Annotated in this window: 17 protein-coding genes; 6 read left to right on the top strand and 11 right to left on the bottom strand. The window is 45.4% G+C overall.

What is annotated here, in order from left to right; all coding sequences use genetic code 11:
* Position 1 precedes the first annotated feature (1 nt).
* Positions 2-3202, bottom strand: a complete 3201-nt coding sequence (locus ORG26_RS19845; RefSeq protein ID WP_266364887.1) for a SusC/RagA family TonB-linked outer membrane protein — start codon at positions 3200-3202, stop codon at positions 2-4.
* Positions 3203-3602: 400 nt separating this feature from the next.
* Here ORG26_RS19845 and ORG26_RS19850 point away from each other — a divergent pair, with 400 nt between their 5' ends.
* Entirely contained in the window at positions 3603-4625 is a 1023-nt protein-coding gene (locus tag ORG26_RS19850; protein ID WP_266364889.1) for an SDR family NAD(P)-dependent oxidoreductase, read from the top strand.
* Between the two features lie 374 nt (positions 4626-4999).
* Here the strand turns inward: ORG26_RS19850 and ORG26_RS19855 are convergent, their stop codons facing one another.
* Positions 5000-5800, bottom strand: a complete 801-nt coding sequence (locus ORG26_RS19855; protein WP_266364891.1) for a YybH family protein — start codon at positions 5798-5800, stop codon at positions 5000-5002.
* Positions 5801-5988: 188 nt separating this feature from the next.
* On the opposite strand from ORG26_RS19855, the gene ORG26_RS19860 reads away from it, so the two are divergent.
* Positions 5989-8448 carry a TonB dependent receptor gene (locus tag ORG26_RS19860; RefSeq protein WP_266364893.1) on the top strand — a complete coding sequence of 820 codons (2460 nt, stop codon included), beginning with the start codon at positions 5989-5991 and terminating at the stop codon, positions 8446-8448.
* An 86-nt stretch (positions 8449-8534) separates the two neighbouring features.
* Here ORG26_RS19860 and ORG26_RS19865 read toward each other — a convergent pair whose 3' ends face one another.
* Positions 8535-9155, bottom strand: coding sequence for a fibronectin type III domain-containing protein (locus ORG26_RS19865; protein WP_266364895.1), 621 nt, complete (start codon positions 9153-9155; stop codon positions 8535-8537).
* Positions 9156-9711: 556 nt separating this feature from the next.
* On the opposite strand from ORG26_RS19865, the gene ORG26_RS19870 reads away from it, so the two are divergent.
* The 4 genes from ORG26_RS19870 (at position 9712) to ORG26_RS19885 (ending at position 14047) form a co-directional block, all read left to right on the top strand.
* Positions 9712-10314 carry a laminin B domain-containing protein gene (locus tag ORG26_RS19870; RefSeq protein WP_266364897.1) on the top strand — a complete coding sequence of 201 codons (603 nt, stop codon included), beginning with the start codon at positions 9712-9714 and terminating at the stop codon, positions 10312-10314.
* 273 nt (positions 10315-10587) lie between these two features.
* A complete protein-coding gene (locus tag ORG26_RS19875; RefSeq protein ID WP_266364899.1) occupies positions 10588-11139 on the top strand; it encodes a WecB/TagA/CpsF family glycosyltransferase in 552 nt (183 codons plus the stop codon).
* A 296-nt stretch (positions 11140-11435) separates the two neighbouring features.
* Complete coding sequence (locus ORG26_RS19880) at positions 11436-12785, top strand: nucleotide sugar dehydrogenase (RefSeq protein WP_266364901.1); 1350 nt, start codon at positions 11436-11438, stop codon at positions 12783-12785.
* An 8-nt stretch (positions 12786-12793) separates the two neighbouring features.
* On the top strand, positions 12794-14047 hold the full coding sequence (locus tag ORG26_RS19885; protein ID WP_266364903.1) for a glycosyltransferase family 4 protein: 1254 nt from the start codon (positions 12794-12796) through the stop codon (positions 14045-14047).
* A gap of 866 nt (positions 14048-14913) precedes the next feature.
* Here the strand turns inward: ORG26_RS19885 and ORG26_RS19890 are convergent.
* From ORG26_RS19890 to ORG26_RS19925, 8 genes are all read right to left on the bottom strand, one after another.
* A complete protein-coding gene (locus ORG26_RS19890; protein ID WP_266364905.1) occupies positions 14914-15996 on the bottom strand; it encodes a glycosyltransferase family 4 protein in 1083 nt (360 codons plus the stop codon).
* Entirely contained in the window at positions 15986-16507 is a 522-nt protein-coding gene (locus ORG26_RS19895) for a serine acetyltransferase (protein ID WP_266364907.1), read from the bottom strand. The genes ORG26_RS19890 and ORG26_RS19895 overlap by 11 nt, the downstream gene beginning before the upstream one ends.
* A 12-nt stretch (positions 16508-16519) precedes the next feature.
* Positions 16520-17569 carry a glycosyltransferase gene (locus ORG26_RS19900; protein WP_266364909.1) on the bottom strand — a complete coding sequence of 350 codons (1050 nt, stop codon included), beginning with the start codon at positions 17567-17569 and terminating at the stop codon, positions 16520-16522.
* Positions 17570-17579: 10 nt separating this feature from the next.
* Positions 17580-18341, bottom strand: coding sequence for a glycosyltransferase family 2 protein (locus ORG26_RS19905; RefSeq protein WP_266364911.1), 762 nt, complete (start codon positions 18339-18341; stop codon positions 17580-17582).
* A gap of 5 nt (positions 18342-18346) precedes the next feature.
* Positions 18347-19486, bottom strand: coding sequence for an O-antigen ligase family protein (locus tag ORG26_RS19910; protein WP_266364913.1), 1140 nt, complete (start codon positions 19484-19486; stop codon positions 18347-18349).
* Positions 19487-19727: 241 nt separating this feature from the next.
* A complete protein-coding gene (locus ORG26_RS19915) occupies positions 19728-20840 on the bottom strand; it encodes a glycosyltransferase family 4 protein (protein WP_266364915.1) in 1113 nt (370 codons plus the stop codon).
* Between the two features lie 9 nt (positions 20841-20849).
* On the bottom strand, positions 20850-21770 hold the full coding sequence (locus tag ORG26_RS19920; RefSeq protein WP_266364917.1) for a nucleotide-diphospho-sugar transferase: 921 nt from the start codon (positions 21768-21770) through the stop codon (positions 20850-20852).
* Positions 21771-21775: 5 nt separating this feature from the next.
* Complete coding sequence (locus ORG26_RS19925; RefSeq protein WP_266364919.1) at positions 21776-23101, bottom strand: flippase; 1326 nt, start codon at positions 23099-23101, stop codon at positions 21776-21778.
* Positions 23102-23113: the final 12 nt, after the last annotated feature.

The raw sequence follows: 23113 nt of genomic DNA on the forward strand, positions 1-23113 counted from the left end.
TTTAAAAGGTAACTCTGAAGTTAACCCCGATCCGCCGCGTCGTCGGGATGGCGACGAGGTCGAAGCCCTGGGCGTTGCCTACGCCGAGGGAGTTCACTTCCGGGTCGAAATTCATGTATTTCGGGAAGTTGGGGGCCTTGTACCACAGGTTACGGCCGCTGAGCGAGAGCGACATCGAACCGAACGGCGTCTTGCGGAGCCAGTTCGCCGGAAGCTGATAGCCCAGCGATACCTCGCGCAGGCGGAAGACCGTCGCGTCCCAGACCCGGAATTCGTCGGCCGTTCCCTGGCTGCCCGCGAAGGCGCCCGTACCGAAGTAGAACTCGTTCACCGAGATGGGAATGTTGTTCGGCTGCTTCTTGCCGTCGGCCGTCAGGATGGGCTGCTTGGTGTTGGGGTCGCCCAGCACACCGGGAGGCACCAGCACCTGATTGCGGTCTTCGTTGTCGCGGGTTACGCCCCGGCTCAGCATTTCGGCGACCGAAACCGAGAGCAGATCGCCGCCCTGTTTCCAGTCTACCAGGAAGTTGAAGGTCAGTCCTTTGTAACTCAGCGTGTTGGTCAGACCCAGCGTAAAGTCCGGGTTCGGGTTCCCCACCGGTCCCTGTCGGTCGGCCAGAATGGCCTTGCCCGTCAGCGGGTTGATCAGCAGATTGCCTTCGTTATCCCGCACATAGTATTCGCCGCGAATCTGTCCGTACGGCTGACCCACCACGTGGATGCTGCCCATCGTCGTCGTCACGTTGCTGTAGGTGAGTTCGGAGGGGCCGCCGAGGTCCATCACCAGGTTGCGGTTCCGCGTGAAGGCCGCGTACACGTTCCATTTGAAGCCGTTGGGAAGCTGGACCGGCGTGGCGTCGAGGCCAATTTCAATCCCTTCGTTTTTCACCTTACCGAGGTTCACGACGCGGGAGGTATAGCCCGACGAAGGCGCTACGTCTACGGTGAAAATCTGGGCCGTACTGATCTTGCGGTAGTACGTCATGTCCAGCCCGACGCGGTTGTTGAGGAACCGCAGTTCCGTACCGGCCTCAAACTCGCGGATGAATTCAGGCTGGAGGGTAGCGCTGCCGAGGCGGTTGCTCTGCGTCATCACGTTGACTCCGTTGAACGGTGCGGCATTGTCGATGGCGGCCGGGCTGGAGAAGCTCGGGTTGATGTTGAACAGCGTCTGCGTCTGGTACGCGCTGGCCTCGTTTCCGACGACCGTGTACCCCACGCGCACTTTGCCGAAAGACAGCAGCGGCGAGTTCATTTTCAGCATATCCGTGAAAATGAGCGAACCGTTGGCTCCCGAATAGAAGTAACTCCGGTTGCCTTTCGGCAGGGTAGAGGAGATGTCGTTTCGCGCCACCACGTTGAAGAACGCGAAGTTCCGGTACGAAAGCGAGAAGTCGCCGAAGAAGGCCACAAACCGCTGCTTGGTCAGGTTGCCGCCGTTGGTGAGCTGCGTCCGCGTGTTGTCGAGGTCGTTGATGCCCGGGACAATGATGCCGTCGCCAAACACCACTTGCCGGTCGGTCATCCGCTGGTTGATGTTCTGGCCCACAATGGCCCGCAGGTTCCAGTCGTCGCCGAAGTCCTTGTTGGCCGTGACGAGCAGGTTGCCGTCGAGTTCCTGGCGGTAGATGTTGTCGTCGGTGATGTTGCCGTTCGGGAAAAGCTCGCCGCCCCGGCCGTTCACGCTGCGGCGCCGGTCCGTATAAGCGTTGAAACCGGCCGTATACTGCACGTTCAGCCATTCCAGCGGGTCGTAGCCGAGCGTGAATTTGCCGAAATAGCGGTCTACCTTGCTGGTGAAGGGGCTATTGTTGACCGACCAGTACGGGTTGTCGATCCCGGCGCGGTCGTACACGCTGCCGCCCGTCTGGGGGTTGGCGTAGGGGTAGTTGGTCAGGTCGTAGCTGCTGGGCGTCCAGGGCAGGATTTCGATGGCCGAGGGACCGCTGCCGTTGGAGGCCGTCAGCTGCGGCGACACCTGGCTGGTGTTCACGTAGTTCATCGAGCCGTTGATGTAGAACCCGTTATCCAGCTGCGCGTTTCCGCCGATGTTGAAGCTCGTCCGGTTGATGTTGTTGAACGGCACAATGCCTTTGTTCGACGTGCGCGAGAAGCCGGCCGTGATGCTGCCCTTTTCGCTGCCGCCCGAAAGGCTCAGGGCGTTTTCGTAGACAAAACCTTTTTCGTAAAAATTGTCGTAGTTCTGCTGGGCGAAGGACTGGTATTTCACCCGTTTGCCCACCAGTTCCGGAAACACGGCCGGGAAGCGAACGCCCAGCGGGTGCAGGGTGGAGTCGAAGGCGGTGTACGGAGCCCCCCACGAACCGAATACGCCGTAGCGGGTATCCCACTCGGTGCCCTGTCCGTACGTCGTCTGGAATTCCGGCCGACCGGCGATGGTTTCCTGCGAATAAGACGTGCTGTAGGCAATCTCCAGACCTTTTTTGGTTTTTTTCTTCCCGTTCTTGGTCGTGATGATGATGGCCCCGTTGGCGGCCCGCGAGCCGTAGAGGGCAGCGGCGGCGGCACCTTTCAGCACCGTCATGGATTCGATGTTGTTGGGGTCGAGGTCAAAGGCGCGGTTGGTGAAGGTCGCCCCGCCCGAATAGCCGCCGTCGGTGTTGAAGGTCGAGTTGTCGAAAGGCACCCCGTCCACGACGAACAGCGGCTGGTTGTTATTCGACAGCGAGGAGTTTCCCCGGATGGTGATGTTGGTACCCCCCCCGGCGGCGCCGCCTGCGCCCTGGATATTTACCCCGGCCACTTTGCCCGATAACGAACGCAGCGGGTCCGGCTCCGAAATCTGGGAGAGCTTCGAACTGCTGATGGTCGAGACGGAATACCCCAGGGCCTTCTTCTCCCGGGCAATCCCCACGGCGGTCACCACCACTTCCGAAAGCTGACGGGTGTCGGCCTTCAGGACGATGCTGATGCTGCTGCGGTTATCGATGGAAACCTCCTGGGCCTGAAAGCCAATCGAAGAAAAAATGAGCGTTTTCGCGTCGGGCGGGGCCGTGAGCTGGTAGGCACCGTCAGGTCCGGTAATGACCCCCATTGTGCTGCCTTTCACGGTCACCGAGACACCCGGCAGCACGGCATTGTCTTCGGCGGAGGAGACTTTTCCCGAGATGCTTCGGGTCTGTCCGAACAGGAGCGCTGGCACCAGCCACAACCCCGTCAGGAGAAGTAAAAGTTGCTTCATGAAACAGTAGGTTAGTTAAAGTACATGTGGTTTAGTTTTTAAGCAGTTTTTCTTAGAAAACACTCAAAAGCTACAAAACAGGTTTCAATTTGATGCTGTATTGTATAAAATATTACAGAAGTTCCCCAATTAAGTATAAAATGTAAGACTATGGATCGTATGGGAAAATATTTATGCTGTAATCGGACAAAGTGGTTGTCAGACATGCGGGGCCGATCCCGGAAAAAAGCAGGTATTTTCCCGGATGTAAAAAGGAATGGGGACAGGCCGGTTCACGAAGCCCACAGAAAGGGCAGGGCGTTGGCGGTACAGCAGGAAAACTCTTGGCCTCAAAGCGGTTGGCGGGCGATCCGGCAAAACAGCCCGGCCCTCCCGGCGGTTGTCTGAAAAAAGAGAACCGATGAGCACACCAAGCAGAAACAGCGCCTGGCTATGGGCGCTGGCCGGAGCCGGGGTCGTCTGGACCGCCCGCATGCTGGCCCAACAGAAAAGAAAGATGGATTTTCGGGGCAAAACCGTCGCTATCACCGGCGGCTCCCGCGGACTTGGGCTGGTGATGGCCCGGCTGCTGGCCGAAGAAGGAGCCCGCGTGGCCATCTGCGCCCGCGATGGAGAAGAGCTGGAACGGGCCGAAGAGGACCTGCTGAGTCGCACCAACGCCGTGTTCACCTTCCCTTGTGACATTACGAAAAAAGAAGACGCCGAAGCGTTCATGGCGGCCACCCGGGAAGAGTTTGGGCCCATCGACCTGCTGATCAACAACGCGGGCACCATCGCCGTGGCTCCCTACGAACACATGACGGAAGCGGATTTTCAGGAATCGCTGAACCTGCATTTCTGGGCCTGTTACCACACCATCAACGCCGTGCTGCCCGAGATGCGCGAACGCCGTTCGGGTCGGATCGTCAACGTAGCGTCTTTTGGCGGGAAAGTGCCCGTGCCGCACCTGCTTCCGTACGTGACGGGTAAATTTACGCTGGTCGGTTTCTCGGAAGGACTCCGGGCGGAGGTGGCCAAAGATGGGGTTTACGTCACCACGGTCTGCCCGGGCCTTATCCGCACCGGCAGTCCGCTGAACGCCTTTTTCAAAGGACAGAACGAAAAGGAATACGCCTGGTTCAAGATCGGGGATTCGATGCCATTCCTGTCCGTGAGCGCCGAACACTGCGCCCGTGAGATCATCGAAGCGGGCCGGTACGGCAAAGCGGAAGTCATTATTTCCCTGCCTGCCAAACTGGCCGCGATGTTCCACGGGTTGTTCCCCGGCCTGAGCACCGATATCCTGACGCTGGTCAACGGCGCCCTGCCCGCGCCCGGCGGCGTCGGGTCGGTCCTCGTCCGGGGCCGAAACAGCGAATCCAGCCTCACGCAGTCTAAGCTAACCGTTTTGACGGATGAGGCGGCGGGGAGGAATAATGAGTGACTGAATTTTGAATGATTGAGTGACCGAATGACTGAATGACTGATAGGTTGAATGAGCGGTCCGTTGCGGTGAGTGAGTGAATGATTGAATTTTGAATGAACGGACTGCTCTCGTCGCGTAGCGACCCAATGTTGATAGGAACGAGCCGTTGGCATTGTCTCTTTCCGTCGCGTAGCGACCGAACATCGTTGTCCCGGTCCGGTCGCTACGCAAAGGTGATTAACAAAAAGGCCCCAAGCTCTGCAGTGCGCCAGTCTCAGTCATAGCGGCGGCGGACCGCTTAGTCATTCAGTCACTCACTTATTCGGTAATTCAATCATTCAACCATTACCGCGGCGGTGGACCGCTCAATCTATCAATCGATCATTCAAAATTCAATCTTTCCGACTCGGCGACAGCACTTCTCCCGCGAGTTTCCAGTCTTCTTTGCCTTCCTGCGTCCAGACGCGGAGGTAGCTGCCGTTCTGCGCGCCGGTATAGGTTCCGTACACGAAGCCCATGCCGCCGCCCGCCGCGACCCGGCCGCCCTGGGGCGTGAACCGGTAGGCTTCCGTTTTCACCATCGCCCCGGTCAGGTAGCCCGGTGCTTTACCTTCCCGTAGAAAGCGTGTTTGGGTCAATACGGCGTTATAGGTTTTCTCCGCCCCTTTCTTTTCGATGGTCCGGCCGAAGGCCGCATCCAGTTCCATCAGTTGGGAGGGGGTGATGCGCCGGGTTCCTTTTTGCAGCCACATATACAGGGCGGTCTTCGGAGGAATAGGGCCTTCAGGCTGCGGATGCGAAACGCCGACGTCGGTGGCAAATTTGTACTCCCCGTCGGCCTGCCGCTCCCAGACGGTGAAGAAACTGCCGAAGGCGACCCGCCTGCCTTCGGCCTCGATGGTCCACGGTCCGGTCGAGATGCCCATATCGCCGACGGCCGTCACCCGGACAAAAGCCGGACCCCAGATCAGTTTCGCCGGATTGTCGGGGCGGTTTTCGTACAGCGGCCGGGCCAGCACCGGCTTACCGTTGACGTACATAATGGCCGAGTCCGCCATGTAGGCCAGAAAAGCGGCTTTGGCTCCTTTGTCGAGGGCCATCTGCGCAAACGCCCGCTCCGCCTGCGTCACCGCCTCGACAGGCTTTTGGGCAAGGGCAGGGAAGGAAAGGAGGAGTAGGATAAGGTGTTTCATGGGGTGAAAGAAAGAGTGGAAAGGGTTATTTCGCAAAGTTTATCAAAGGACATCAAAGTTTATCAAAGAATTTCTTCCCCGCTCTGTTCCTCCCCCTCGTCCCTTTCCTTCCCTTTTTCACATCTTTATGCGATTGCCCTGCGCTGCCATCATTCGCAACTTTGTCCCATCAAAAACAACAAAGACGAATGAACAAGCTGTACGCTTCGCGCCGGGCGGGAATGACCGCCCTCTTTTTCGGCCTGCTGTCCGCTGCCCTCGCGCAGACGCCCGGCGGGACCGTTTCCGGGGAGGTGAAAGACGCCGCCGGAGGCCCCCTCGAATTCGCCACGCTGCTGCTCGTCCGCGCCACCGACTCCACGCTCGTAAAAGGAGAGGTCAGCGACGCGGCCGGAGTCTATCGCATCGACGGGGTAGGGGCCGGACAGTACCGCATCGCGGCGACGCTCGTCGGTTACCGGAAGACGTTCTCCGAACCGTTTACGCTCACCGCCGAAAAACCCGGCTATACCGTACCTGTGCTGACGGTAGCGCAGGAGTCCCGGACGCTGGGCGAAGTGAAGGTTACGGCCAAAAAACCGTTCATCGAACAGCATCCCGATAAAACCGTCGTGAACGTCGAAAACAGCATTGTGGCGACGGGCGGGACGGCTCTGGAAGTGCTGGAAAAAGCCCCCGGCGTGGTGGTCGATCAGCAGAACGACGTGCTGAAGCTGAAAGGCCAGCAGGGCGTGCTGGTGATGATCGACGGCAAACCAAGCTACCTCTCCGCCGCCGAAGTGATGAACCTGCTCCGCAACACGCCCAGCAGCAGCGTCCAGAGCATCGAACTCATCACCAAGCCCTCGTCCAGATACGACGCGGCGGGCAACTCGGGCATCATCAACATTCGCCTCAAACGCAACAACACGCCCGGCGGGACGAATGGCTCGTTCACCCTGGGCGGCGGCTACGGGCGTTATCCCAAAGCCACCACGGGCCTGACCCTGAACCACCGTTCCGGCAACCTGAGCCTGTTTGGCAGCTATAATTACGATTTCCGCAAAGGCTGGGGCAGCATCGACGTCCTGCGCTGGCTCGGCAAAGGTACCGACACGACCTTTACCGTCCGTAACCTCGGCTACCGGCCCAATGAGGCCCGGAGCCATGTCTTCAAGGCCGGGGCGGATTACGCATTCGGTAGCCGCACTTCGCTGGGACTGATGGTCAACGGGACGCTGGCCGACAACCGGGCGCAGATCAACAACTCCAACCTGGTCTACAGTCCACAGGGAACGCTTCAGAGCAGCACCACCTTCATCAATACCTCCAGCCGGAATACCGAACGCTTCGTCGCCAACGTCAACTTCCGGCATCAGTTCGACAGCACCGGCCGGGTCGGCGGACCGCGGGAACTCACCCTCGACGCCGACTATTCCCGCGTGAACATCGATCCCTACGACCTCATGACCACCCGGCAATACAGCGCCGGAGGAGAGCCGGTGGGCCAGCCGCTGCTCCAGCGCAATACGTCCCCCTCGGAAGTGACCGTCCGCGCCGCCAAACTCGATTACGTTCACCCCTTTGGCAAGGACGCCAAACTGGAAGCGGGCTGGAAAAGCAGCTACGTCACCACCGACAACAACGTCCTGTTTGAAAATCAAAATGCCGGAGGCTGGACGGGCGACCCCCGCCGCTCGAACCACTTCATCTACGACGAAACCATCCACGCCGCCTACGTCAACGGCAACCGGACCCTCGGCCCGTGGACGGTGCAGGCCGGTCTGCGCCTGGAAGCGACCGACTCCCGGGGCAATTCGATCACGATGAACCGGATCGTGGACCGGCAGTACGTGAACCTCTTCCCGAGCCTGTTCGTGACGCGCAACCTCGGCAAGGACCACCAGCTTCGGTATTCGTACAGCCGCCGCATCGACCGGCCCAGCTATTTCGACCTGAACCCGTTCATCTACGTCATGGACGTGTACACCTACCGCGAGGGCAACCCATTTCTGAAACCGCAGTACACCAACGCCTTCGAACTGGCTTATACCTATAAGGGCGAATCGACCGTCAGCCTCAGCTACAACCGCACCACCGACGTCATCACGCAGGGGCTGGAACAGCTGGGCGAGCAGATGCGGCAGACGACCGTCAACCTCGGCCTCGTGCACAACTACAACCTGAGCCTGCAATTCCCGCTGACGATCACGAGCTGGTGGAATGCCCGGCAGTCGGTGGACGTATCGACGAACATCTACAACGCCACCTACCTGGGCGAGCGCCTCGACCGCTGGGGACTGGGGGCCAACTTTACGACCAACCACAGCTTCGTGCTGCCCCACGGCCTCACCGCCGAACTCTCGGCCTTTTACAACACCCCCTTCACCGACGGCATGTTCCGCGGACGCGGCTTCGGCCAGTTTGATTTCGGCGCGCAGAAAAGCCTGTGGAACAAGCGGGGCACCCTGCGCCTGAACGTCACCGACCCCTTGCTCCTCAACAAATTCCGTGGCGAAGTTGAAAACGCCCTGACCCACATGCGTTTCACCAACCGCCGCGAAAGCCGCACCCTCCGCCTGACCTTCACCTGGAACTTCGGCAACAGCAAGATCAAAGTCCGCCAGCGGAAAAGCGGCAGCGAAGAGGAGCAGAGGAGAATACAATGATTGAATTTTGAATGTTGAATTTTGAATAGCTCCGCCCATTCCTGCATTGCGGAGCTATTCAAAATTCAGCATTCAAAATTCAACATTTAGGCCACGAACCGGCTGATCTTATCCGAGTACACCCTCGTCGGATCGCTGCCGATGGCGGCGACGCGGAAGACGTACTGTTTGCCGCTTTCGAGGCCGGTGAGGAGGTTAGCGGATTTGGAAGAGACGAGGGGCGTCCAGATGCTGGTGGGCGTTTCGGGGGTCGATGTGTATTCGATAAGGTAACTTTTCGCGTTACGAACAGCGTCTACACTGACCAGCATGGTTCCTTCGGATGGACCTGGCTCCACTTTAAAGTTTTCCGGCTTAGGCAGCGGGCCAACCGGGCGTCGGGGTTTCGACAGATCGAAACCTGAGCTTTGCAGGGCGGTTACATTATCTTTGCCCATAAACTGCACATAAGCCGCCAGCTTGTCCAGCATCCGAATCAGGGATTCCCGTTTTAAGTTTTTTTCGAGCGTATCCTGCCGGGCTCCACCTGCCGCTTTCACCAGAGCCTGCTGGTAATCCGTAACGGCTGTCTGTAAATCGGCCAGGGTTGGAGTGGGATTGGGGAAGTTTGAATTGTTGGTCAGGCTGGCGAGAACGTACTGGGCTTTCTGATCCAGCTCCTTGTCTCGATAAGTCGAGAATCCGGTGGTTATTTTTACTGCAGTCATACTGATAGTGATAAATGAGTGGGATAAAAGAATAAAATTAAAGCGAACTTATGACGTAAAGTGTACAAGCAAGTAACAGGGATTTGCTCATTTTAGGGATATATTTTTTGGAATGGAAGAAATGTTACCTGCTCTGCGTGAATGGGTTACAAATAGGGGTAGGCCGTAGTGAGGGAAGTCGGCCCATGTAGGTGAGCACCGGTGTGTTAAGACGAGACATCTTTTTATTAAGATGTGGTATTTATATACAGAGATGCCGCGTTTTTATATAAAAACGTTATATCGTTATATAAAGTTGTTGCGTCTTTAATTAAAGATGACGTGTTTTTATATGAAGATGTCGCATCTTTATATAAAAATATTGCAGTTTAATATAGATATACTTATTTTTTATAGGAATATGCCGCATCCTTAATTGAAGATGGCAGCAGAGAATTCAGTAGCGATTCAGATATTATAGGTCTGTAAAGAATTTTTGAAATGGACTATGAGTTATCTATACGCGTGTACAACTCCCGTATATTTACTCAAAAATGATAGGCCTGTTCTACCAAGAATGCTTTTTCCAATCGTTCCTATTCGCACGATCTGCACAAAGATCGTTTATCTACTGCTGATCTTTCCAGGGGCCTGTAACTCATATCTGCGGTTGAATCCAAATGCGATCATGTACAATTTTGATGATGGTGCCCAAGACTGGCGGGTAGAAGGAAACTCGATAACTGGTGCTGTCACAAACCCAAAGTTTGATTCGAACAAGGGGAATTTGGGGGGCTGCCTGGTTGTGGTTGATGATGCTCCCAGCCTTTGGTTCTTTTCCGCTCCTGCCGAACTGGTAAAAAAAATGGCTTCTTGTTATGGGAAAGCATTCATGTTTGATATAAAAGTTTCGTCCGCTGATCAGAGAGGCAACACCATCATCCTTCAGGGCGATAAAATTCAGCTGACCTACTCTGCGGCAAATGCTCCAGGACCAACCTGGACAACCTACTACGTTAAACTCGATGAAACAGGACCCTGGTTTAAGAATGCTTCCGCTACCATAGCCACTAAGGCAGAAGTGCAGGAGGTTCTACAGTCGCTACAGAAGGTATTGATTCGCGGCGACTACAAAGGCGGTCCTGACACCGGGATGCTGGATAACGTTTGGGTACAATAACCCCCGCAATTTCTTCTTATTCTTCAATCCTTATAGAACCTGATCGTTGCATCTGTTCTTAAAACCTCCTTTGTTCAAAAATTTGAACAATGTTTATATGAATAAAATATCTAAATAACATATATTGCGTACTGCAAAAGGTAGTAAAAGCTTGTTTATGATTAAGATAGACTGAATCGTAGACAAGACTGGATTTTTCTCTGGACTTAAATGATCTGTCTAACCGACAAAGCTATTTGTCTGACAAAGAGTGCTCGAAAGAGACGACACCTGTTGTTTGCCAACGGCTTGAACTATGATCAGGTCCTGCTTACCATCTGCAAAGCTGCACAGAAGAGAGAACCTAAACCCCTTAGGTTTATAAATGCCTGGGCGCTGGCCAGGCTATACGATAAAAAAGTCTACAAAGAATTACTCAACTCTTATGATTGGCTTGTCTCAGTGTATGGTCGGGTAACTTGTTTACCAGACAAAGCCATGCTGGCAATTTCTCCTATTAAATCACTATTAGAGCTATTTTTTAGGGCATTTAAAGAAGAATTGCCAGTTTTTTTTGTGACCGATGACGAAGATCTGCTTCTAAAAGTACACCACACATTTTCTACAAAACTTCCCAATCTGAGGATCGCCGAAATTTACTGCGTCTCCGGACATGAGAGCACATCTCAACAAGAAGGAGTTGCAAAACGAATAATTATATCGGGAGGCCGATTGGTTTGGGTGTCATTAAAGTCATTAAAAGAAGATGTTTTGGCCGACCACCTGAAAGGCCGAAGCAATGCGATCATTATAGATATGAATGGCCTTCTGCCAGGACTGATCTAGTTCATTTCCGAATCTCTAATCTGCCGTAGCTTTTACTTTATCTATGTTAAGTCGGTATAAATGGTTCTACTATCGATTGCGCTCCATGTCTGTCCCGGAAGTTGTATTCAGGGCCCGGCAGTATACGCAAAAGCAATCGGATAAAAAGTTGATAGAAGGGGCAATGTCTACGGTTATTCCAAAAAAGCGGCCCTAAAGCTACTGCTCTATTACCAGCTGGAAAAAAGCTTCTTCTAAAGCATACTTTATCAATACATCACTAGAATCTCAGTCCTCACTCTAATTTGTACAAAGCTATGAACATCAGCATTTTTGGCTTAGGCTATGTAGGTTGTGTCAGTCTGGGCTGCCTTGCCCAGAACGGTCATCAGTTAATTGGTGTTGACGTAAACCAGACAAAAGTTGATCAGATCAACGCAGGGCGGGCAACTATTGTCGAGAAAGACATTGACGCTATCATTGCCGAGCAGTTTCTGCAAGGTCGAATCCAGGCAACCACGGATTTTCGATACGCTGTTCTGAACACCGACGTAACCATCATCGCCGTTGGCACTCCCTCGACCCCGCAGGGGCACCTGAATCTAAGCTACATCTTTGGGGTTGCGGAGCATATTGCCGCCGCGCTCATGGAAAAGGACTCGTTTCATGTCATTGCAATACGATCAACCGTAATGCCGGGCACCTGTGATAAGATTGCCTCTCTTATTGAAGAAAAAACGGGTAAAACACAGAACGTTGATTTTGCTGTAGCCAGTAATCCGGAATTCCTGCGCGAAGGAACGGCGGTCTACGATTATTACAACCCACCTCTTACGCTCATCGGTGTTGATTCAGATGTAGCGGGAGAAATGCTGCGCAGCCTGTACGACCAGTTGCCCGCTGAAATTATAGTAACAGACGTAAAGATCGCGGAGATCATGAAATACGTCAACAATACCTTCCATGCTCTGAAGATCTCTTTTGCCAATGAAGTAGGAAACATCTGTTCGGCACTTGGCCTTGATTCGCATAAGGTCATGGACATCTTTTGCCGGGACAAACAGCTTAACATTTCCAGCTATTATTTCAAACCCGGTTTTGCCTACGGCGGCTCATGCCTGCCTAAGGATTTGAAAGGGCTGCAAACGCTGGCGCACGATCTGTATGTACAGGTACCCGTAATCAGTAACATTCACCGGACCAACGAAATTCAGATGCAGCGGGCGCTGTCGATCCTGATGAAGAACATGAACCGGAAAATTGGATTCCTCGGGATTGGCTTCAAGGCGGGAACCGATGACCTGCGGAACAGCCCGGCGGTCGAACTGGCTGAAACGTTGTTGGGCAAAGGCTTTTCGCTGAAGATCTACGATAAAAACATTAATATTTCCCGTCTGACCGGTACCAACAAAGAGTACATCGACCAGCATATTCCGCACCTCTCCCGTCTGATGGTGAACGAAGGCCACGAATTGCTCGAATGGGCCGATGTCCTTGTAGTTTCGACCAAAGAAAAAGAGTTCAGCGTATTGCTCGAAGACGTCGAGGGTAAAACCATTCTGGATATGGTGCGTATTTCCCCCAATCTGCGTGAATCCAACGAATACATCGGCATCAACTGGGCCCAGAAAGCCCAGGAGGCTCCCCAGTACGTTACCTACCGTTAACCACCTGAATGGCTACATTTACCAATATCCAAGGAAAACACATCCTGATCATTGTCGAAAACCTGCCGGTCCCGTTCGACCGGCGGGTTTGGCAGGAGGCAACCACGCTGAAGGAAGCAGGAGCCGAGGTAAGCATTATCTCACCCCAGATGAAAGGGTATACCCAACGGTATGAACAACTCGAAGGCATTGACATCTACCGGCATCCCCTGCCGCTGGAGGGCTCCGGTGCCTGGGGATACCTGATGGAGTACGGAACGGCTATTTTCTGGTGGCTGATTCTGAGTTTCCGCATTTTCTTTCGTAAACGCTTCCAGGTTATTCACGGCTGTAACCCACCCGATCTGATTTTTCTGGTGGCGCTCTTCTTTAAACCCTTTGGCGTTAAGTACGTATTCGACCACCATGACATCAATCCGGAGCTTTACCTTGCTAAGTTTAACCAGAAAGACCTGTTTTACCGCCTTATGCTCTGGTGTGAACGAACCACGTTTCAGGTAGCCGATTACAGCATTGCTACCAATGAATCGTATAAGGAGATTGCCATCCGGCGGGGAGGCATGCCGGCCGACCGGGTGCAGGTAGTCCGAAGCGGTCCCAAACTGGAACGGCTTAAGATCGGGCCGGGTAATCCGGAGCTGAAAAAAGGACGTAATTTCCTGGTTGGATACCTGGGCGTCATTGGCGAACAGGAGGGGATTGACCTGCTACTGGATGCCGTTAAACAGATCATTGCCAGGCGGCAGGACGTTCAGTTTGGCATTGTTGGTGGTGGAACCGCTCTGGAAGCGATGAAAGCCCTGGCCCGGAAAATGGGAGTTGCCGATTACGTGGATTTTTACGGCCGTGTGTCGGATGAGCAGATGCTTGCGGTGCTGAACACTGCCGATGTCTGTGTAAATCCGGACACTCCGACCGAGATGAACAACCTGTCGACCATGAATAAAATCATGGAGTACATGGCCTTGAAAAAGCCGATTGTCCAGTATGATCTGAAGGAAGGCCGTTTCTCGGCCCAGAAAGCCTCCCTGTATGCTGATCCGGAAAAACCGTCTGATTTTGCAGATAAGATACTGTGGCTGATTAACAGTCCGGACAGCCGGAAGGAAATGGGCGAATTTGGATATCAGCGGGTTGTAAAAGAGCTTTCATGGAGCCATGAACGGAAAAAGTTAATAAAACTATACAATAAAATATTATCTTCTGAAAAAAGCATGGTTCGTAAAAATAGGCCTGTAATTGAAAAGGAAGAAGTTTGTTAAAAAAGGCCGCCTGTTACAGGCGGCCTTTATGGACTAGTTTAAATATAAGTTATTAATTTACAAGGACAGGCAAACATATTTTTAATGTTTAGAGGATGGAAACGACCAATAATTATTAAGTGAGAAAAATCATATTAATTAAAGTTTGGCTATACTTTTATAATTAATATGTAACAAAAGTAATGGCTTAACTGTATGTAATTCCGAATGTTTTGAGCCAAACAATAGGAAAAGGCCAAATCCGGTGGCTCAGCAGAGCGATCCATAGATTGGCTTAAATTCTAACCTCAAACAACAGCCTAAGCGAACATCAAAACATTTAGAAGGTGTGTCGGCTAAAACAAAGGTGATAAATTGCCCTATAAAAGTACATTCCAGCCACCATGCCTACGTAGTTTTGCCTTTTAGATTACGAACGGCCAAGATTCATCTACTTTTAGCTCCACGGGTATATGCTCACCACATAAGCTGAGTAAACTACCACGACTTGGTCACCTTTATTATAAGATGATTTCTAACGGTGTTGCGGTTGAAGCCAAGTAAAGGAGCCGTGTTACAGACGCCGGAGGCATTAGGTAGCTATTAGGTTGTCCATTTTTAACCTGCAGACTAAGCCCTTTTTGGGTGTAAGTATTAATGAAAATACGACAATAATCGAAACAGCAGTACCATTAAGCACCAAGTTAGATGGTGCCATATTACTTGACGAGAATCATCTTACCACAATATTTATAAGGAACAGGTTCTATAATCATTGACAAAAATATACTTTAATACAATTCAGACGTCAATGTAATAACAACCTTTAGAAAGAGTAAATAAATAGTTATAAGTTTTATTTCGTGAGCTAATATCTCAGTTATTTATTAATTATTACTCAGCACCCTTGTGTATATTTTAGAAAGTTTTGGTATCACATTATCTGGTAAATAAGGCTTCGAAATATCGTATGAAGATTCTCCCATCTTTTCAATTAAAGCAGGATTATTCAAAAAAGTACTTATACATTTAGCTATCTCTAATTTATCACCAGGATTTACAAGAAATCCATTTACACCATTATGAACAATTTCAGAAATACCACCTACTGGCGTTGAAATTACTGGAAGTCTATAACTCATTGCCTCCAATACTGAAAGAGGCAGACCTTCATTGTAGGAAGGAAGAATATATATATTGCTTTGTGAAAGTAGCTCATGTTTTAAGTCACCAGATACCCAACCTCTATATTCAATAATGTCTTCTAATTCATATCTATGAATATAGCTTAATAATTTTTCTATTTCGCCATTTCCGCCAATTATTAATTTGATTTTGCCAGTAAATATATCTTTATTGTTTTTTATAGCTTCAATTAGATCGAAGATTCCTTTGCGTGGTCCGATCAAACCAAGAAATAATAAAATCAGTACGGAATCGTTTGTCTTCTTTTTATTAAATCTGGGAGGCTCAATAATATTTTCAAGGACTTCAATTACTTTGCAGTTAAAGTTGATTTGGAAAAAGCTTCTCCAGCTTTCTGATAAACAAATCACATAGTCTACATCATTTATGAATAACGTAATTAGTTTTTTAATAAGTGCGTTACTGTTTAAATAAAACTTTTTGAATTCAGAGCCATGGCTGTGATAAATTGTTTTTTTATTAAAAATCTTTTTGGATATAAACCAGATTATAAAAAGCCTATAAAAGCTTCCATAAGCTGCTCCATGTAAATGAATGATTTTAATCTCTTTATATCTTAAGATTTTTATGAAAAAAACTATTAATCCATAAAAAAAGTAGAAGACAATGTTGATTTTATATTTTTGTGGTTTATATGTGGCGACGAAGTTAAAAAACGGAAAACGAATTGCATAGGATTCAATTACGGCACCAATACCACCTCTGTGGTTTATATACTTAACACCTACTGTCAAGATAGATTTAGATAGACTTTCAGTTATCATATGTGTTGACTTCTTTTATACGGATGATGCGAGCTGGGTTCCCAACTACAACGGCAAAATCAGGGATGTTATTTACAACTACGCTACCTGCTCCAATATCAACGTTATTGCCGATAATAACAGGGCCAATTATGCAAACATTTGCACCTATATTGACCCCATTACCAATAATTGGGCACTCTTTCGTTTTTCCATTATTACCGATAGTTGTAGATTGCCTTAATGTGCAATTATCACCTATTATTGTGTGTTTATGAACGACTAAAGATTGTCCATGGTAAAGTGTTAAGCCTTTTCCAACTTTTGTATTATAAGGTAACTCGATTCCTAATAGATATTCTATCAAAACTTTATAGACAAATCGATTGGACTTTGTGAAAACTTTAGTTACAATATTTTTACTTTGATAAGACGATGCTCGAAAAATAAAAGTAATTATCTTGCCTTTTGTGTTTTTGCGATTTGATTTTTGATCTTGTAAGAGATGTAATATATATTTTGAATAGTCCATTTAGCTTGATATTTATATAGAAGAATAAAGAGTTAAGTATTGATCTACAGTGTTTTCAATCGAATACTTTTCAGCTGCACTATCATATGCGCCTACCATCTCTGATTCTATAAAATTGTCGTTGTAGTAACTAATTACTGTCAATAGACATTCCTCTAAAGACTTTATGTCTTTACTTAAGAAAGTTTTACAAGCGTTAAGCCCTCTAATTATTTCTGCTGGACCGTCAATGTCCGAGGCTATAATAGGAAGTCCTGCAGCTAGCCCTTCAATGACAGTAAGACCAAAGCCTTCATAGGTAGAGGGTTGAACTAGTATATCGTAATTGCATAAGTTATTTTTTATCCATGTTCGGCTTTTCTCTCCGATAAATGTTACTTCGTTTTCTACTCCCAAATTCTTTGCTAAAGTCTTGAGATAAACTTCAGACTCACCAGCGCCAATGAAATCAAGCGTAATGTGTAAGTTTCTGTTATTGTTCTTTAAGGACGCAAATGCTTTCAAAAGGAGATCTTGCCCTTTGTGTTTGTGGACGAGCCTACCAAGTTGGACTAATTTTATAGGGGTAGGCGGGCTAATGAGATAACTTTTCTTTTTTATAAACTGATTGAAATTAATTCCGTTGTAGATTATATTAGGTGATAACCTTGATCTTTTTTTTACGTCAAAAGCTACTGCGTCTGAAATTGCAATAATAGATCGATATCTAAATAACAACTTAGTTGGAATATTTACGTCATGAATTGTATATATGAGCTTGTGTCTTGAATTAATAAATAGGTTTACTAGTTTTAATTCGTGGCAATGAATTACATCAGGGTTTAATTTTTGTATTAAAAGGTTTAGTTTAATAATAGGTAATGGATTTTTGCTACTTATTTTTCTGTTTATTTTGTATATTTTTATGGTAGGGTCTAATTGCTCTAATAGTATAGGACTCCAATCATTATTTACAATAATAAGAGAAACATCATGATTTATACACATAATATTCATCATGTCAATGGCTAAGGTCTGTGACCCGCCAACTTTCATTGTAAAGAAGCAATGTACAATCTTCATAAAAGTACAATTATGAGGTAATTAATTGCTTTGCTAAAAGCTTTAAAGTCTGATATCTTACTTTGTTGAGGGTTTTACTAAAAGGTGGAGCACCATTTTTGATCAAAGTGTTCTTAATGTCATTTAAGAAGTTAATGCCTCCTGTACTAGTTTTAGTTTCATTCCAACGCCTAAAGGCAGCTATAGGATTACCTTCAACAGCATATATAGGCCCAAATTTTAGAAGCCTGAGCCATAGGTCTAAATCCATGCAGTAATGTAACGTCGGATCGATTAGATTGACCTCTTTAACGAACTGTGTGTTGTAGAATGATCCTTGTTGAATGACATCATAATTTCTTTTTAGTAGGAAGTCTCTATTAGGTATCGGCTTGTGGATGGTTTTTATTTTATTGCCATTATCATCTATAATGTCGAGATTATTGCCATAGAAAATAGCACCATCATTATGCTTTGTATATAACTCAACTATTGCTTCTACTGCATGTGGATATAATATATCGTCAGAATTTATCCAACCTATTAAGGTTCCACTAGCCATTTTAAAACCTTTGTTAATTGCATCTGACTGTCCGTTATCTTTTTCATGAATAACTTTTGTTATTTTAGGCTTATATTTATCTATAACTGACATTGTCTTATCTGTGGATAAGCCATCGACTATAATATATTCTATATTGTTGTACGTTTGATTAAGGATAGACTCTATTGTCTTTTCAATAAATTCTCCTTGATTAAAGGATGGAGTAATAATAGAAACCAATGGATTCATTTTATTTAAGAGGGAAATTGGTTTATTGTATAAGGCGAAGTTTTTAAACTTTTTTCCTTTATAGAGTGAAAAGAATTATTTATGCATTCTGAGATAGCTATGAAGAATAGTAGAAAAGCTGTCATTCTATTTTCGCAAACAAAAATAGGGTTAGTTACCATATTAATAAATATTGTAATCCAAGTGCAGATCATAGAGTATTTTATTGATTGCAGTGGCCCTTGTGAATTTATATCTAAACTTTTAATACAATACTGAAATGGTTTGAAGATAATAAAGAAGAAGAAAATAGATCCTAGTAGACCAAAAGTATATAAAACTGTTAAATATGCATTCTCCACATGACCCCACGGAAAGTTACGGACCTGAACATCCATAAACATGCTTGAGTCAGCATAATTAGCTAGTTCGAGATTAAGATTCCCTGGACCAGCTCCAAAAAGTAAATTGTTCAAGAACAGCTTAAAGCCGTCAAGCCATAGCTTCCATCTAAAGTTGCCGTCTTCTGAAAGATTCGTAAAACGATTCACAACGCCAAGGTCAGATAAGCCTTCAATCTTATCAAAACCAATAGTTAGCGTTACAGCCAAGGAAAATAATATAATGGCAATTAAATTTTTTTGGCTTTTTCTTTTTATAAAAATATAAATGAGTAAAGAAACTAAGATGGACACAAGAGCTGTCCTTCCAGCAGTTAAAACAACAGAATATAACGATATAAGTAAACTAAGATAACTAATGAATTTTGAACCTTTACCTTGTGAATTTCTATAATAAATGAATAGAAACACTCCAGAAATAGCTAAATATGATGAAAAGGTTAACGCATTGCCAAATGGCCCCCAATAACGAATAACCACATCTATTCCTTCATATTCGAGGCCAGTATTTTGATTTAATTTTTCTGATGTGTATATATTAAACTGTTCGTAACCTAGAAACTGCATTGTCTGTATGAATACCGAGACAATGAGGACAAAGAATAGAGTTTTAGGAATAAGATCAATTTTATTGCTTTTTATTACAACTAGTAAAACTCGGTAATATACATAGTAAAATATTAAATCAGATAATACAGCTATACTAAGGTCAAAATTTGAAACAGTTAATGAAGAAATCAAAGAAGTAAAAAAGAAGAGTTTCATCGAAGTTACTATCTCTACATTTTTTAGTTTCGCTAGAAACAATTTGGAATTTAGTACAAGTAAATATGCGGCTACAAACCCAGTTAAATATCTAAACCAAATGTATACTTGTAACACTGGTAATAGGCAGATGAGAGTTATTAGTATGATGCGGTGAGAGTGTCTGCTTTTAGCCAATAAAAAAAAAAGAATTATTAAAATTACGAATGTACTTGTTTGAATATTGTCCATAGGATCTTAATTAGGCAATTAGTTCCATGTATAAGCTTAAAGTTTTATTTAATGTATTTGCCCAAGAGAAGTATTTCAATCTTTCTTTCCCTTGATCTATTAGGTTTCCTCCCAAATCTGAATTGTTTAGGATTCGTTCAATAGACTGCCTTATTGAGTCAACGTCATATGGAGAGAAGTAAAGTGCAGCGTCTTTGCCGGCAACTTCCTGGAAAACCTCTATATCGCTTAGAATACAGGGACAGCCGCAAGCGAATGCTTCTAGAATTGGTAAACCAAAACCTTCGTATAAAGAAGGGTATGTAAATGCAATTGCACTTTTATAAAGTTGAATTAATCTTTTTTTATTTATACTTACTTGTGTTACTAAAGTAGCTATTCCTAACTTGGCAATGATTTGTTTTTCTTCTAATGAAAACAAACCTCCTCCTGCACAAATTAATTTAATTGAGTACTTTTTTAGCAGTGGAGCAACAGCTATTAAGTAATGATTAAAATTCTTGTAATTGTATCTGGTTCCTACGAATAAAAGGAAAGGTTCATGAAGTGATTCTATTGGGGGTATGGCTCCAATGTCTACATCTTCAAATGGATTTCCGTGATGTATCACTTGTACTCTATCTGAATTTATTTTATAATATTCTAAGATGTCGTTTTTTGTTGTATGTGATATTGCTATAAATTTTGAAGCTTTATTTACTAAATATTTTTTCTCTTGTTGAAAGAGTTCGTTTTTTAAACCTGGAAATAACGAACCCATTCTTTCATGGGTCATATCGTGATAGGTAAATGTCCAAGGTTTTGTAGTGGGGATCCATTTCAGAAAGTATGGATTGTAGTATGTAGGGTGGAAGATATCATAAGTGCTCACCTTTAATTTAACGCTTGTGTAAATGTTTCTAACTCGATAGCCTTTGTGGGGTAGCGATTTCCAAACAATTCTTTCCCAAGAGTTTATTTTGTCAAGTTTTTTCAAAATGACTTCATTCCCAAGGTTTGGATTAGTAAGTTCAGCAGTGCATCCTTCTGTTTCATTTATACCGTCAATAATTTTGCTAAAATATTCTGAGATTCCTCCATAGTTTTGTAAACTAATTATCTGATGATCAAACAGAATCCTCATAAGGTAAGTTTATTTTTGGAGTAGTACTTTTACTCTTTCCAGCTTTCTTTCAAGGTAATTTTTGGACACAAAATGTTTCTTTAAAGAGAAGTTAGTCGCTTTTTTATTTTCTATTATAAATTTTGGATGTAATATTTCTTGGATGCTATCTACTCTTACATTTGTGTATTCTTCACTTTTGCTTTTTGTATGTGTAGCTTCCATATCGAAACCTATATTTTTCACTAGGTTTACATTCGGTAGTATGCAAATCCCACTGTGTCTCCAAATGGTATATACCCATTGGTAATCCCAAGTATCTATTTTTTTTTGGTAGGTATCTTCGAATGCTTTCAACCAATAAGTTTGGCTTTTTTTGATACTAATTACATTTTGAATTTGGCTTTGCGCTTTGAACTCGGGAAAGCATTGCATTTCAAAATCGTAGTTTTTCCATGCCCTTCTCCATGTTGCCCATCCCCATATGTGGCATATTTTTGTAAAATAGTATGAACCTTTGCCGTGTTGAATTCCATTTTGGAAATTTACACCTCCTATGTGCATAACGCTATTATTATGTTTATAACGTTCTAATAGCTCTTTACAATAATTGAAGAAACTAAGGTCTGGCAAACAATCATCCTCAAGAATGATTCCAAATTCAACATGGTTAAAGAACCATGTGATTGCGGAACTCACTGCAGCTCCACAACCTAAATTCGTACTTCTTTTCAATAATTCTACTTCGCAATGCCAATCTATTCTTTCTATTAATTTTAGACATTGCGAAATTTTCTCTTCGTCTGTCGGATTCGATTGTCTTGGTCCATCAATTGCTATGAACAAATATTTAGGTTTTATTTCTTTAATTCTATTAAATACTTTTTCTGAATGATTAGGTCTATTAAACATTAAAAAAAGTATTGGCGTTTCAAATGTAGAAGCGTTCATGGTTTTTACTTAAATATAGTGCGTACTTTTAGTTTTAGCAAAAACGTTAGTGCAACTGTTTGCATTAGGAATATTTCTCTCGTGTTTTTATACAAATAGTTAATTACATATGATGTAAATATTTGTGAGCATAACGTTGCAATGGATGCACCAACAGCTCCAAAATGAGGAATTAGTAATAAGTTTAAACTTAAATTAATCGCAATGCCAAAAAAGCTTCTAACTAGAATGCTTTTTTGTAGATTATTTAATATAAATAATGTGTTACTTCCTACACCTAGAAAAACCGGTATACCGGTCCATATATGTATCGATAAAATTAAACCAACTCCATTGAATTTTCCTCTAAATATTATATTCTCTATAATTGGAGATGAAAGAGAAACGATTATAGAAATCATAATTGCTATTATTGCAAGACTATTCAAAAGTTTTTGATATTTTGAATAAAATAATTCTTTGTTTGAATTCCACTGGCTTATAATATTTGGTAAGAATGATGTTGTCAGTGCTCCTGCTATAAAATACCACGATTCAGACAATTTTTGTGCAGCGGAGTATAACCCTAGTTCTTCGTTTCCTGAAAGGTATTTTATCATGTACTGATCTAATCTCATATATAAATAGATTAGTAGTTCGCTTATCATAATTGGGAATGAGTCTTTCAATAAGTTCTTGGCGAATTCTGGCTGAAAATTAAATTCAACTTTACTTCTTTTTTCTTCTAGATAATTGATTATTAAAAGAGTTACAGATAGGATGTTTTCTATGATTATAGTGTACGCGAAAGATTCAATGCCGGCTCCATTGAGCAAGAAATAAAGTTTAATTGCTGTGCCTACAATGAATGCTGATGATTTAGCTTTTATAGATTTTACTGCATTGTTTGTCGTTTGAAAGTGAAGATCTATTACCTCGAATGGTATAACTAATAGATTTGAACTTGTGTATAGAATCAGTGTCTTTAATAGAACATCTTTTTCTGCCCAAATAATCAAAGAGTTTAAAAATGTATATGCAATAATTGCTAGTGTTAGCCTTAGAATAAAGCTGGTTAGTAAGAGTTTCTTTCTTTCATTCTGGTGCAAATACCCTACTTTGTTAATTATTATATTCGTTAAACCTAGGTTAACAATTGGTGTTAAGATAGATGGAATGAGGAATGCATAAGACCATAGGCCGTATTTTTCTGGTCCAAAATATTGTGCTAGCCATAGACCTACAATAAGGCTAGAGGTCATTCTAAATATTCTGTCAAAAAGTATCCAAGCTGTATTCTTTAAAGAACTTAACGTTGTACTAGCAATTTGTACTGCTTTTAATTTTATCATTTATTTAGTGTA

This window comes from Tellurirhabdus rosea (assembly GCF_026278345.1).
Classification (GTDB): Bacteria; Bacteroidota; Bacteroidia; order Cytophagales; family Spirosomataceae; genus Tellurirhabdus; species Tellurirhabdus rosea.